Genomic DNA, 13,365 nt, shown 5'->3' with positions numbered 1-13,365 from the left:
GGTGCGTGCCTTTCTCGCCCTGCTGCTCCTGTTCCTGACCGCCTGCTCGGCTCCGGCCCGCCCGTCGCCTCGGGTGCCGGACGGTCCAGTGGTGGCCGGGTACTTCACCGAGTGGGGGGTGTACGGGCGCGGCTTCCGGGTGAGCGACGTCCAGGCCGGGCGGCTGACCCACCTGCTGTACGCGTTCGGCAAGGTCGACCGGGGACGATGCTCGGTGGGTGACGCGTGGGCCGCGTACCAGAAGCCGATCACCGCGGCGAACAGCGTGGACGGGGTGGCCGACGCCGCCGATGCCCCGCTGCGGGGGAACTTCGGGCAGCTCCGGAAGCTGAAGGCGGCCCACCCCGGTCTCAAGATCCTCTGGTCGTTCGGCGGCTGGACCTGGTCGGCCGGGTTCACCGCGGCGGCCGCCGACCCGGCCGCGTTCGCCAAGTCCTGCCACGACCTGGTCACCGACCCGCGCTGGGCCGGGCTGTTCGACGGCGTCGACGTGGACTGGGAGTACCCGAACTCGTGCGGGACGACCTGTGACACCAGCGGGCGGGAGGCGCTCGCCAAGGTGCTCGGCGGGCTGCGCGCCGCCTTCGGCACCGACGCGCTGGTCACCGCCGCGGTCCCGGGCGACCTGCGCAAACTGGCGGCCACCGACTACTCCGCGGCGGCCGCGCAGGCGGACTGGCTCGGTGCGATGACCTACGACTACTTCGGGGCCGACGCCGGGGTCCGGACCGCGCCGCACTCCGCGCTGACCGATTACCCGGGGATCCCGCGCACCGGGGCGAGCACCGAGGCGACCGTGTCACGGCTGCTGAACCAGGGGGTGCCGGCCGCCAAGGTGCTGGTCGGGATCGGGTTCTACGGCCGGGGGTGGACCGGGGTGCGCAGCCCGGCGCCGGGTGCGACGGCGACCGGACCGGCGCCCGGGAAATACCAGAAGGGGATGGAGGACTACAAGGTGCTGGCCACCCGCTGCCCGCCGACCGGGACGGTGGGCGGGACCGCGTACGCCCGGTGCGGGGCGCAGTGGTGGTCATATGACACCCCCGACACCGTTCGCGGCAAGGTGGCGTATGCCCGGAGCCGGGGGCTCGGCGGTGTCTTCGCCTGGGAGTTGTCCGGGGACACGCCGGACGGCGCCCTGGTCACCGCCCTGGCCGGCTGACGATATCGACCCCTCATCCGATCTGGACCCAGACGTTGTCCAGAGCGCCGTTGAACTGGTCGTTGTCCCGGTAGGCACCCTTACCGCCGATGCTCAGCGGCCGGTTGTTGGCCACCGCGAGGCTCGCCGGGATCCGGGTGCTGCCCCGCAACACCCCGTCCACATAGATGGCGAACCGGCTGCCGATCCGCTCGCACCGCACCGCGTGCCAGCGCCCGTCGGCGGCCGAGACCGAGCTGCGGACCATCCGGATCCCCGGCCGGCGCACGTCCACCAGCACGCAGCTGGGCTGCCCGGCGATCCCGTCGATCTGCAACTTGTACTGGCTGCTCGTCTTGGAGTAGCCCTTCTGCACGACGTTCTGCCCCTTGCTGGTCGCGGCCGGGTCGAGCAGCACGTCCGCGCCGTACGCAAGGTTGCGGGTGCCCGGATTCAGATCCGCGGTGCCCGGGCTCTGCAACGCGACGTGCGGGCAGACGGTCAGGTCGCAGCGGGCGGGGAAGGCGATCGCGTTGCCGGCGCCGTGCACCACCAGCCGGACCTGGCCGCCGTGCCCGGAGATGACCCGCAGGTCGTGGCCGAAGCCGGAGTCGTCGAGGACCATGCCGGCCCGGCCGTTGAAGTCGTACCGGGCGATGGTGACCGGGACCGGCGCGCTGATCGACAGTCCGGCGCTCACCGCCAGCAGGGACAGCAGCATCGGGGTCACCCGAAGAAGTTCTGCACCTGGGTGAGCGTCAGGTAGCCCTGCTCCTCCAGCTCACGCGGCACCGACGGAAGCGCCTTCTCGATCACCGGCAGATCGTCGCGGCCGCTCGGCGGCAGTGCCGGAACCGGGTCGGGTGGCAGGTCGGGCAACGCCATCGCCTCCCGGATCACCTCGAACATGGTCCGCACCTCGGTCACCGCGCGCCGCATCAGCTCGGTGTCGGAGCAGGCCGGCGGCAGCGCGCAGGTGAAGTTGGCGCGCAGCTGGCCGTCGACCCGGCGGATGTCGGCGCTGGGTCGCAGGTGGTCGCGGCCTTCGGTGACGATGCCGAGCTGACACTCCGGGATCCCGCTCCGGTGCCACCACTGCTGCCAGCGCGGGTCCGCGTCGATGGTGTGTACGGCGTGCTGGAGCGCGACCAGGTAGTGCCGTGGCGCCCGGCCGTCCCGAGTTGCCGTCCCCAGCCGCGGATGGAGCCAGAACTCGTCCATGTTTCGCATGGTCCCAGGCTTCTGCGGCGCCTCGTGGGAATTCCGGGGTCGCGCGTCGGAGTGGAAACCGCCACGATCCATAACGTGCTTGTATAAGTGCGTGATATAAATTTCCGGTGCGCATCCCGAACGAGGACGCGGCCGTCGCGGCCGCTTTCGAACGTCTCTACGCGGGCCTGCGACGGATCACGCCGCGGACCGCGCTGAGCCTCACCGCCGCCTCCACGCTGGCCCGCCTGGAGCGCTCGGGACCGCACCGGCTCTGCGAGCTGCACGCCCCCGAGGGGGTGACCCAGCCGGCGATGACCCAGCTGGTCACCCGCCTGGAACGGGACGGGCTGGCCACCCGGAGCAGCGATCCGGCCGACGGCCGGGCGGTGGTCGTCAGCATCACCGACGCCGGGCGCGACGCGATCGCCCGCCGCCGGGCGGGGCGCGCCGAGGCGCTCTCCGGACTGCTGAGCCGGCTCCCGGAGGATCAGCGGGCCGCCATCGTCGCCGCCCTGCCGGCCCTGGACCACCTGAACGACCTGCTCATGGACACCCGGAAGGACTGATCGCATGCTGGCGGTGGATCATCCGCGCTACAAGTGGGTCGCGCTCTCCAACACCACGCTCGGCAACCTGCTCGCGACGATCAACTCGTCGATCGTGCTGATCTCGCTGCCCGCGATCTTCAAGGGCATCGACATCAACCCGCTCGCTCCCGGCAACGTCAGCTACCTGCTCTGGATGCTGATGGGCTACATGCTGGTCACCGCGGTGCTGGTGGTCACCCTGGGCCGGCTCGGCGACATGTACGGCCGGGTCAAGATCTACAACGCCGGGTTCGCGATCTTCGCGCTCACCTCGGTGATCCTCTCCGTCGACCCGTTCCACGGCTCCGGCGGCGCGATCTGGCTGATCGGCTGGCGGGTGTTGCAGGCGATCGGCGGCGCGATGCTGATGGCCAACTCGGCCGCGATCATCACCGACGCGTTCCCCGCCGAGCAGCGCGGCATGGCGCTCGGCGTCAACATCGTCTCGGCGCTGGCCGGCTCGTTCATCGGCCTGGTCGCCGGTGGGGTGCTGGCCGAGTGGGACTGGCGCTCGGTGTTCTGGGTGAACATCCCGCTCGGCATCGTCGGGGCGGTCTGGGCGTACCGGTCGCTGCACGACAACGGGGTTCGGCGGCAGGCGAAGATCGACTGGTGGGGCAACGCCACGTTCGCGATCGGGCTGACCGCGGTGCTGGTGGCGATCACCTACGGCATCCAGCCGTACGGCGGGCACACCCAGGGCTGGACGAACCCGTGGGTGCTGACAGGGCTGATCGGCGGCGCGCTGGTGCTGGTGCTCTTCGGGGTCATCGAGACCCGGGTGGCCGAGCCGATGTTCCCGCTCACGCTGTTCCGCGATCCGGCCTTCACCGGCGGCAACCTGGCGAACCTGCTGGCCAGCGTGGCCCGTGGCGGCCTCCAGTTCATGCTGATCATCTGGCTGCAGGGCATCTGGCTGCCGCTGCACGGCTACGACTACGAGCAGACCCCGCTCTGGGCCGGCATCTACCTGGTCCCGATGACGATCGGCTTCCTGGTGGCCGGCCCGCTCTCCGGGTTCCTCTCCGACCGGTTCGGCGCCCGCCCGTTCGCGGCCGGCGGCCTGCTGGTGATGGCGGTGTCGTTCGCCGGACTGCTGCTCATCCCGGGTGACTTCAGCTATCCGGTGTTCGCGATCCTGATCTTCATCAACGGCCTGGGTGGCGGCCTGTTCTCCGCGCCGAACACCTCGCTGCTGATGTCCAGCGTCCCGGCCACCATGCGCGGCGCGGCCTCCGGCATGCGGGCCACCTTCATGAACGCCGGCCAGGTGCTCTCCATCGGCGTCTTCTTCTCCCTGATGGTGGCCGGTCTGGCCGACTCGCTGCCGGCCAGCCTGCACGCCGGGCTGACCGCGCAGGGCGTGCCGGCCGACGTGACCGCCCGGGCCGCCGAGCTGCCGCCGGTGGGCACGCTGTTCGCCGCGTTCCTCGGCTACAACCCGATCGGCGAGCTGCTCGGCCCGTCGGTGCTGGGTGCGCTGCCGCCGGAGAACGCGGCGCAGCTGACCGGGCTGGAGTTCTTCCCCCGGCTGATCGCCGACCCGTTCCACGACGGGCTGGTGGTGGTCTTCTGGATGGCCATCGGCATGGCGGTCCTCGGCGCGCTGGCGTCGCTGATCCGCTCCCGGCCGGTCGCCACCCCGGCCGCCGGGCCGGAGTTCGTGCCGGCGGGCGGCGACGAGGACCTCGTGGCGCACTCGGCGGAGGTGGGTGCGGAACTGGCCGAGGCTCAGCCGTTGCTGCCCGCGGCACGGGTGCCCGAGCCGATCGACCGGCCAGCGGCGCGGGACTGACAGGCTCAGCGCACGAGCCCGCCCCGCCCGGCTGGCCCTGGTGGCCCTATCCCGGGCGTGGACAGGGCCATAGACACCAGCCCGGCACCACGGGCTGGCCCTGGTGGCCCTATTGACGCCCGGGATAGGGCTCTGGGCGCCAGCCCGGATTGCTTGGTTGGCCGCGCGCCGCACGGCGGGCCCTGACTGCCTGGCCAGCCCCATCCACCGCGCGGGATAGGGCTCTGGGCGCCAGCCCGGCGCCACGGGCTGGCGCTGGCGGCCCTGCCCGGGCCCGGGATAGGGCCATGGGCGCCAGCCTGGTGCCACGGGCTGGCGCTGGCGGCCCTGTTCGGGCTTGGGATAGGGCCATGGGCGCCAGCCCGGTTGTGGGGCGCTGATTCGGGGCGGGACTGCGGCGGGGCAGGTGAGCGGGGTACGACGCGGTGGGCGTACCGGAAATTGGGTTTCAGACGGCGGCGGCGAGCAGCGTGGCGGCGATGGCGCGGGCGTTGTGCGCAGCGGCGGGTCCCTGGTCCTGGCGGGCGCCGACGGTCGCGCCGTCGTAGAGGATGACCAGCTGGGCGGCGAGGGCGGCCGGATCACGGGCGCCGGCCTCGCGGGCCAGATCGGTGAAGAGCTGGCGGGTCCAGGCTCGGCTGGCGGCGGACTCCTCGCGGACCACACCGTTGGGGTCGGACTCGGCGCCGGCGTTGTAGAACGCGCAGCCGCGGAAGCCCGGCTTGGCGGCCGAGTCGGCGAGTGAGTCGAAGACGGCGAGCAGGCGCTCGCGCGGATCCCGGTGCTCCTCGACGCGGCGCAGGATGCGGCCGCGGCGCTCCTCGTGCCGGCCCTGGAGATAGGCCCGGACCAGGCCGTCCTTGCTGCCGAACGTGGAGTAGAGCGACGCCTTGGCGACGCCGGCGTGCTCGATCACCCGGTCGATGCCGACGGTGTGCACGCCCTCGGCGTAGAAGAGCTCGTCGGCGGCGGCCAGCAGACGCTCGCGGGCCGACCGGCGGGGTGACGCGACTGACATGCGATTGACGGTAACAGACAGATCTGTCTAGTGTCTGCATCAGCAACTAGACAGACCTGTCTGTTCAATCACTGGGGGAATCCTCATGACACTCGTCGCCGACCGCGCGGCCGCAGCGCGTCTGAGCCGGCCCGCCGCGTTCACCGCGATCGCCGCCATCCTGGTGACCTTCGCCGCCGCGTCCGCCGTCCCGTCCCCGCTCTACGTCGTCTACCAGCAGCTCTGGGGCTTCTCCCCGGCGGTGCTCACGGTGATCTTCGCGGTGTACGTGGTCGCCCTGATCGCCACGCTGCTCACCGTCGGCGCGCTCTCCGACCACGTCGGCCGCCGCCCGGTCCTGGCCGGGGCGATCCTGCTGGAGGCGGTCTCACTGGTCCTCTTCCTGGCCGCCGGCGACGTGTCCGTGCTGCTGGTCGCCCGGATCGTGCAGGGCGTGGCGACCGGCGCCGCACTGAGCACGCTGGGCGCCACGCTGATCGACCTCAACCCGGCGCACGCGCCCGGGCGGGCCGGGCTGATCACCGGCATCGCCCCGGTGGCCGGGCTCGGGCTGGGCGCGTTCGGCGCCGGCGCGCTGGTGAAGTTCGCGCCGTTCCCCACACACCTGGTCTACGCGGTGCTGCTCACCGGCATGGTGATCGCCGGCTTGGCGGTGGCCTGGATGCCGGAGACCTCGGTCCGCCGCCCGGGCGCCGCGGCCTCGCTGATCCCCCGCCTCGGGGTGCCGGCCCGGCTCCGCGGTGACCTGTTCGCCCTCGTCCCGATCATCGTGGCGAGCTGGGCGCTGGGCGGGCTCTACCTGTCGCTCGGCCCGTCGGTGGCGTCCGACGCGTTCGGCATCCACGACCACCTGCTCGCCGGACTGGTCGTCGCGCTGGTCACCGGCACCGGGGCGATCACCTCGTTCCTGCTGCGCGGGACGGCGACGGCGCGGGTACTGACCGTCGCCGGGGCCGGGCTGCTGACCGGCGGGGCGCTCGGGGTGGCCGGGCTGGTCACCGGGAGCCTGGGGCTGGCCACGGCCGGCACGGTGATCTCCGGGGCCGGGTTCGGGGCGGCGTCGCTGGCCTCGTTCAGCACGCTGGCCCGGATCGCCGAGCCGCACGAGCGGGGCGGGTTGCTGGCGGTGGCGCTGACCATCTCGTACGCGGCACTGAGCATCCCCGCGGTGATCGCCGGGCAGGCCGCGACCCGGATCGGCCTGCACACCACCGCTCTCTGGTACGGCACGGTCGTCGCCGCCCTCGGCCTGGTCGCGCTGCTGACCCGGCGCCGCGCCTGATCCCTTTCGGGGCCACCGTCGGCGTGGACGGGTGGAAAGTGCCCGAGAACGCTTCAGCATATGGGGCGAATCGGACACAAGGGGCGAGTGATGAAGAGAATCTGGGCGGCCGCGACCGTGGTCGTGCTCACCGCGGTGGGCGCCGCGGTCACCTCGGCGGAGGCGGCGCCGCCGCGGGGCACGCCGAGCTATGTGCCGGCGCCGATCACCTGGAGCCCCTGCACCGACACGTCGCTCAAGGCGCAGGGCGCGGAGTGCGGGTTCGTCACCGTGCCGATGGACTACGCCAACCCGGGTGGCACCACGATCGAGCTGGCCGTCGCCCGGATCAAGCACACCGTCGCGGCCGGCAAGTACCAGGGCCCGATCCTGGTCAACCCGGGTGGGCCGGGCGGCGCCGGGCGGGGCATGGCGACGCTCGGCTCGCACGTGCCGAAACAGGCCGGGGACGGGTACGACTGGATCGGGTTCGACCCGCGCGGCGTCGGCGCCAGCAAGCCGAAACTGACCTGCGACAGCGACTACACCGGGTACCGGCGGCCGGCGTACGTGCCGGTCACCGCGGCGCTGGAGGACGCCTGGCACGTCCGGAGCAGCAAGTACGCGGCGGACTGCGCCAAGGCGGGCGGGGCGCTGCTGAGCCACCTGCGCACCGAGGACTCGGTCCGCGACATCGACAGCATCCGGCAGGCCCTGGGCGCCGAGAAGATCAGCTTCTACGGGTTCTCCTACGGGACGTACCTGGGCCAGGTCTACGCGACCCGGTTCCCGCAGCGGGTGCACCGGATGGTGCTGGACGGCAACGTCAACCCGACCCGTGTCTGGTGGCAGTCGAACCTGGACCAGGACGTCGCGTTCGACCGGAACATCAAGATCTACTTCCGGTGGCTGGCCAAGAACGACGCCGTGTACCACCTGGGCAAGACCCGCAAGGCGGTCGAGCGGCGGTATTACCAGCAGCTCGCCGAGCTGGGCACGAAGCCGGCCGGCGGGGTGATCGGGCCGGCCGAGCTGACCGACATCTTCCTCCAGCCCGGGTACTACATCTTCGGCTGGGAGCAGGTCGGGCAGGCGTTCTCGAACTGGGTGACCAAACATGACCCGGCCGGGCTGAAGAAGCTCTACGACGACAACAACCCGCAGACCCCGGGCAGCGACAACAACTACGCGATCTACCTGGCCGTGCAGTGCACCGACGCGCCCTGGCCGGCGTCCTGGGCCACCTGGTCCCGGGAGAACTGGAAGGTCTACCACCGGGCGCCGTTCGAGACCTGGGGCAACGCCTGGTACAACGCGCCGTGCCGGCACTGGGCCGCCCCGGCGAAGCCGGCCGTCCGGGTGGACGGGTCGAAGGTGCCGCCGATCCTGCTGCTCAGCGAGACGCTGGACGCGGCCACGCCGTACACCGGAAGTCTCGAGGTCCGGCGCCGGTTCCCGCGCGCCGCGCTGATCGAGGGGGTGGACGGCACCACGCACGCCGGGTCGCTGTTCGGCAACGCGTGCGTGGACGACGCGGTCGCCGACTACCTGGCGAGCGGGACGCTGCCCAAGCGGACCGCCGGCGACCACTCCGACAAGCAGTGCAAGCCGCTCGCCGCGCCGGATCCGGGTCAGCCGGCGCTCAAGCGCTCGGCCGGGCGGGGCGACCGGCTGCGGCTGCAACGACTGATCGGATTCTGAGGGCCGGGCCCGGTGACGTATCTCGCCACCGGGCCCACCTGCTGTTCGGGTAGAGTCGATCGCGCGAAGGGGAGTAGCTCCCAATGTCGCGGTCGACATACTGACGTTCTGCGGATCGTCCGGCCGCGCGGCCTCACTGCGAGGCGAGCGAGACCTTCGACCAGGCCGTTTTCAACGATGGCCGGGTCGAGGTCGCCCCGCGTCTGAGACCCGGTCATGCTCTACCGGGAGATATCCGTGGAAGTTTTCTTCACCGCGCTGGCCGTCAGCTTCGCGGTCATCTTCGTCGCCGAGCTCGGCGACAAGTCCCAGCTCATGGCGATGACGTTCGCCACCCGGTTCCGGCTGATGCCGACCCTGATCGGGATCACCGCGGCCACCGCGCTGGTCCACCTGGTCTCGGTCGGCATCGGGTACGGCCTCGGCGCCGCCCTCCCCACCGACTGGATCTCGCTGATCGCCGGCATCGCCTTCCTCGGCTTCGGCGCCTGGACGCTGCGCGGCGACAAGCTGACCGACGAGGAGAAGAGCAAGGCGGAACGCTCCACCGGCTCCGCGATCTTCGCCGTCGGCGGCGCGTTCTTCCTGGCCGAGCTGGGTGACAAGACGATGCTGGCGACCATCACGCTGGCCACCCAGTACGGCTGGTTCGGCACCTGGCTGGGCTCCACCATCGGCATGGTGGCGGCCGACGCGCTCGCCATCCTGGTCGGGCGGCTGCTCGGCAAGCACCTGCCCGAGCACATCATCAAGTGGGGCGCGGCGGCACTTTTCGCTATCTTCGGCATCTGGCTGATCGTCGAGGGCGTGATCGGCCTCTCCTGACCTTCGCCGCCGAGGAGGCGCAAGTGTTGCGGTATCGGGCCGAGTTCGACGCGGAGGTCACCTTCACGGACGGCGGTGACCTCAGCGCCCGGCGCTTCCAGGTCGACGTGCCGCATGCCGACGTCACCGAGGCGGAGATCACCGAACGGCTGATCGCCCTGCTCGCGCCGCGCCCGGTCGACCGGGCGCGGCTGAGCGCGGTCCGGGTCTTCGGCGAGCCGGCGGTGATCCCCGGGCCGCGCCGGGCGCGGACCCGGTTCGTCGAGCTCAGCCACGTGATCCGGGACGGGCTGACCACCTATCCGGGGCTGCCCGCCCCGCAGATCAGCCACTACCTGAGCCACGCCGAGTCCCGCGACCGGTACGCGCCGGGCACCGAGTTCTCCATCGACCGGATCAGCATGGTCGGCAACACCGGGACGTACCTGGACAGCCCGTTCCACCGCTACGCCGACGGGACCGACCTGGCCGGGCTGCCGCTGGAACGGCTCGCCGAGCTGCCCGCCGTGGTGGTCCGGACGGCCGGCGGCCCGCGCGGGGTCACCGCCGAGACGCTCGGCCAGGTCGACGTGGCCGGGCGGGCGGTGCTGCTGCACACCGGCGGCGACCGGCACTGGGCCACCAGGGACTACGCGGTGAACGCGCCCTACCTCACCCGGGAGGGCGCGCAGGACCTGGTCGACCGGGGCGCGGCGCTGGTCGGGATCGACGCGGTGAACATCGACGACATCTCGGCACAGGCGCACGGCGAGCGGCCGGCCCACAGCCTGCTGCTGGCCGCCGGGATCCCGATCGTGGAGCACCTGACGAACCTGGCGGCGCTGCCGGTGCACGGCTTCCGGTTCACCGCGACGCCGCCGCGGGTGGCCGGGTTCGGCACCTTCCCGGTGCGGGCGTACGCCACGGTGCCCGCCTGATGAGCGCCCAGCCGGTCGCGCTGGCCCGGTTGCAGTTGCAGCGGGGCGAGCCGGCCGCCGCCGCCGACCTGCTCGGGCCGGTGCTCGCGGCCGAGCCCGACCACCTGCCGGCCCTGGTGCTGATGACGCACGCCCAGCTGGCGCTGGACAAACCCGAGCTGGCGCACGAGGTGGCCGGCCGGGCGGTACGCCAGGCGCCCGGTTCCGCCGAGGCGCTCACCGCGCTGAGCCGGACACTGACCGCGCTCGGGCGGCACGACGAGACGATCAGCACCGCGCGGGAGGCGGTGGCCCGGCAGCCGGAGAACCCGTACCGGCACAACCGGCTCGCCTGGGCGCTGCTGGAGCAGGGCACCCGGTCGGTGGAGGCGGAGCACGCGGCGCGCGAGGCGGTCCGGCTGGACCAGGACGAGGCCGACTTCCGGATCACCTACGCCGTCGTGATGAAGCAGCTGAACCTGCCGAAGCGGGCTCGGGAGGCGCTGCTCGACGCGCTCAAGCTGGACCCGGAGAACGCGGTCGCCCGGCACGAGCTGGCCGCGTTCGACGTGGTGCAGCGGAACCCGTTCGCGCTGAGCCGGCTGGCGCGCGGCGCGACCGGGCTGGTGGCGGCGCTGCGGGCCGATCCGCGGCAGGAGGCGAGCCGGAACCTGCTGGACGCGGCGCTGCGGCAGTTCCTGGTCTACACGGCGATCATCATGGTGGTCTTCGCCTACCTGGGCTGGCGGGTGGCGGACGACTCGCCCGGGTGGGCGCGGGTGCTGGCCGCGGTGGCGGCACTCGCCCCGGCCGGGTACGCCGGATACTTCCTGCTGCGGGTGGATCGGGTGCTGCGGGCGTACCTCAAGGAGGTTGTCACCCGGCAGCGGGCCGCGACGCTGGCAGCGGCCCTGAGCCTCGCCCTCCTGCTCGCCGCGACCGTGGCGCCCGTCGATTGGCTGCCCGGCCTGCTGGGCGTGGCCAGCCTGGCCGGATTCGCGGTCCGCCTGCTGACCTCGCTGGTGCCGCGCTTCTAAGCACTAATAAACCGGGCGGTCCTGCCGAAGGGGTGCTTGTGCGCCCCATCCCTCGGCTACCCGGAGCGGCTCGATGACCGACCTGGCCCCACCCGCCTACCCCCCGTCGCCCGCCCCCGGCGTCGCCGAGCGAGCGTTCGCCGACCCGACCGACATGGCGATCGCGCGGTCGGCCGCCCTCTTCGAGAACCTGCAACCGGCCGAGGCCGCCGCGATGCTCGAACCGGTGCTGGCGGGCAACCCGCAGGCGGCCGCCGGCTGGATCCTGATGGCCCGTATCCGGCTCGCGCTGGACCACGTCGAGCCGGCGCTCGCCGCCGCCTACCAGGCGATCGAGCTGGCGCCCGAGGACCCGCGCCCGCTCGCCATCGCCAGCCGCGCGCTGACCCTGCAGGGCAAGCACGACGAGGCGATGTCGATGGCCTACCGCGCGGTCATCGTGGAGCCGAAGAACCCGCTCTGGCACGACCGGGTGGCCTGGGCGCTGCTCGCCGCCGACCGCCAGCTCGCCGACGCCGAGCAGGCCGCGCGCACCGCGATCGGGCTGGACCCGAACGAGGCGCACTACTACTTCACGCACGGGGTGGCGCTGGCCGCGCTCGGGCACGTCGACCAGGCCCGGCAGGCACTGACCACGTCGCTGCGGCTGGAGCCGAACAACCCGGTGGCCCGGCAGCGGCTGGACATCCTGAACGGCGACGCGGTGCCCGTGGTGGAGAAGAAGAAGCGCGGCTGGAAGCTGTTCGGCCGCAAGAACGACGGCGCGCCGATCCGTCCCGAGGAGCGGACCTGACCTACGGCCGCTTCGCGCGGTGGCGCAGCAGCAGCCAGACCAGCCAGCCGGCGCCGATGATGAAGCCGAAGCTGATCAGCCGGTAGAGGACCACGGCGGCGACCGCGTTGGCGCTGGTCAGGCCGCCGGCGACGAGACCGAGCACGAGGGCCGCGTCGACCACGCCGAGACCGCCGGGGATCACCGGTACGCTCGCCGCGGCCATCCCCGCGCAGTACGCGATCAGCAGGTGCACCGGCGTGATCCGGTCCGCGCCCACCGCCACGCAGCACAGCCACAGGCACAACGCGTCGAACAGCCAGTTGGCCAGCGCCAGCAGCACCGCCACGACGAAGTGCCCCGGGTGCACCCGGATCGCCCGCAGCTGGGTGACGAACCCGAACAGCCGGTCCGCGCCGTGCTCCGGCGGCCGGCGGCGGACCTTGTTCACCCCGCCGATCAGCGCCCGCACCGGCCGGTCCAGCCACAGCGGGTGCTTGGCGAGCAGCCGCACCCCGACGCTCACCGCGATCGCCGCGCACCCGTAGCCGAGCAGGCCACGCCAGCTGCCGCTGTTGCGGGTCAGCAGCCCGCCGACCGAGCCGACCAGCACCAGCGCGCCGGTGGAGAGCACCCCGCTGAGCGCGATGCACCAGGACGCCTCGGCGGGCGAGACCCCGTATCGGCGCATCTGCCGGAAGTTGAAGCTGCTGGAGAAGACCGGCCCGCCGGGCAGCGTCACGCTCAGCGAGTGCGCGGCGTACGCCATCGCCACGTGCCGCCGCACGCTGACCTTGGTGCCCGCGCCCCGCAGCAGCGCCCGCTGCATCCGCGCGTAGGTACCCATCGAGACGATCTCGGCGGCCAGCGCCGCACCCACCCAGCCCCAGTGCGGCGCGGTCAGCTGGGCGAACGCCTCGGTCAGCGCGGGCCAGCCGAACACCAGCTCGGTACCGATGACGATCACCATGACGGCCGCCACCAGCGGTCCCCGGCTCCACCGTCGCGGTGGGCCGGTCGCCCTGGTGGCCGACGCCGAAGTGCCGGTCGCGGTCATCAGAGACGATGCTGCCAGCTCCGCGAGGAATTCTCGGCAACTTCGCCGCTAAGGTTTGCGCTG

The 13,365-nt window shown here is 72.5% G+C and carries 13 protein-coding genes; 9 read left to right on the top strand and 4 right to left on the bottom strand.

Features of this window, described 5'->3' with window-relative positions; genetic code table 11:
• The first annotated feature begins 1 nt into the window (after nt 1).
• Nucleotides 2-1,162 (top strand): glycoside hydrolase family 18 protein, encoded by a 1,161-nt coding sequence (locus Aiant_RS23280; protein WP_229831015.1) that lies wholly within the window; start codon nt 2-4, stop codon nt 1,160-1,162.
• A gap of 13 nt (nt 1,163-1,175) precedes the next feature.
• Here Aiant_RS23280 and Aiant_RS23275 read toward each other — a convergent pair whose 3' ends face one another.
• Nucleotides 1,176-1,862 (bottom strand): LamG-like jellyroll fold domain-containing protein, encoded by a 687-nt coding sequence (locus Aiant_RS23275; protein ID WP_189334672.1) that lies wholly within the window; start codon nt 1,860-1,862, stop codon nt 1,176-1,178.
• A gap of 5 nt (nt 1,863-1,867) precedes the next feature.
• Entirely contained in the window at nt 1,868-2,362 is a 495-nt protein-coding gene (locus Aiant_RS23270; protein WP_189334650.1) for a hypothetical protein, read from the bottom strand.
• Nucleotides 2,363-2,478: 116 nt separating this feature from the next.
• Here Aiant_RS23270 and Aiant_RS23265 point away from each other — a divergent pair, with 116 nt between their 5' ends.
• Both Aiant_RS23265 and Aiant_RS23260 read left to right on the top strand, forming a co-directional pair.
• Nucleotides 2,479-2,919, top strand: a complete 441-nt coding sequence (locus tag Aiant_RS23265) for a MarR family winged helix-turn-helix transcriptional regulator (protein WP_189334649.1) — start codon at nt 2,479-2,481, stop codon at nt 2,917-2,919.
• A gap of 4 nt (nt 2,920-2,923) precedes the next feature.
• Nucleotides 2,924-4,735: an MFS transporter gene (locus tag Aiant_RS23260; protein WP_189334648.1), complete on the top strand. Its 1,812-nt coding sequence runs from the start codon at nt 2,924-2,926 to the stop codon at nt 4,733-4,735.
• A 448-nt stretch (nt 4,736-5,183) separates the two neighbouring features.
• Here Aiant_RS23260 and Aiant_RS23255 read toward each other — a convergent pair whose 3' ends face one another.
• On the bottom strand, nt 5,184-5,753 hold the full coding sequence (locus Aiant_RS23255) for a TetR/AcrR family transcriptional regulator (protein WP_189334647.1): 570 nt from the start codon (nt 5,751-5,753) through the stop codon (nt 5,184-5,186).
• Between the two features lie 85 nt (nt 5,754-5,838).
• Between Aiant_RS23255 and Aiant_RS23250 the strand changes: the two genes are divergently transcribed.
• The 6 genes from Aiant_RS23250 (at nt 5,839) to Aiant_RS23225 (ending at nt 12,266) form a co-directional block, all read left to right on the top strand.
• Nucleotides 5,839-7,035 (top strand): MFS transporter, encoded by a 1,197-nt coding sequence (locus Aiant_RS23250; RefSeq protein WP_189334646.1) that lies wholly within the window; start codon nt 5,839-5,841, stop codon nt 7,033-7,035.
• Between the two features lie 90 nt (nt 7,036-7,125).
• Nucleotides 7,126-8,715 carry an alpha/beta hydrolase gene (locus tag Aiant_RS23245; protein WP_189334645.1) on the top strand — a complete coding sequence of 530 codons (1,590 nt, stop codon included), beginning with the start codon at nt 7,126-7,128 and terminating at the stop codon, nt 8,713-8,715.
• Nucleotides 8,716-8,952: 237 nt separating this feature from the next.
• Entirely contained in the window at nt 8,953-9,540 is a 588-nt protein-coding gene (locus tag Aiant_RS23240; RefSeq protein ID WP_189334644.1) for a TMEM165/GDT1 family protein, read from the top strand.
• Nucleotides 9,541-9,563: 23 nt separating this feature from the next.
• Nucleotides 9,564-10,457 (top strand): cyclase family protein, encoded by an 894-nt coding sequence (locus Aiant_RS23235; protein WP_189334643.1) that lies wholly within the window; start codon nt 9,564-9,566, stop codon nt 10,455-10,457.
• Nucleotides 10,457-11,473: a tetratricopeptide repeat protein gene (locus Aiant_RS23230; RefSeq protein ID WP_229831013.1), complete on the top strand. Its 1,017-nt coding sequence runs from the start codon at nt 10,457-10,459 to the stop codon at nt 11,471-11,473. Before Aiant_RS23235 ends, Aiant_RS23230 begins: the two co-directional genes overlap by 1 nt.
• Nucleotides 11,474-11,546: 73 nt before the next feature.
• Nucleotides 11,547-12,266: a tetratricopeptide repeat protein gene (locus Aiant_RS23225; RefSeq protein ID WP_189334642.1), complete on the top strand. Its 720-nt coding sequence runs from the start codon at nt 11,547-11,549 to the stop codon at nt 12,264-12,266.
• A gap of 1 nt (nt 12,267) precedes the next feature.
• Here Aiant_RS23225 and Aiant_RS23220 read toward each other — a convergent pair whose 3' ends face one another.
• Complete coding sequence (locus Aiant_RS23220; protein ID WP_189334641.1) at nt 12,268-13,302, bottom strand: lysylphosphatidylglycerol synthase transmembrane domain-containing protein; 1,035 nt, start codon at nt 13,300-13,302, stop codon at nt 12,268-12,270.
• Nucleotides 13,303-13,365 lie beyond the last annotated feature (63 nt).

Source organism: Actinoplanes ianthinogenes (genome assembly GCF_018324205.1).
Classification (GTDB): Bacteria; Actinomycetota; Actinomycetes; order Mycobacteriales; family Micromonosporaceae; genus Actinoplanes; species Actinoplanes ianthinogenes.
Note: the sequence above shows the minus strand (reverse complement) of the source record. Positions and strands in the feature narration are given on the sequence as shown.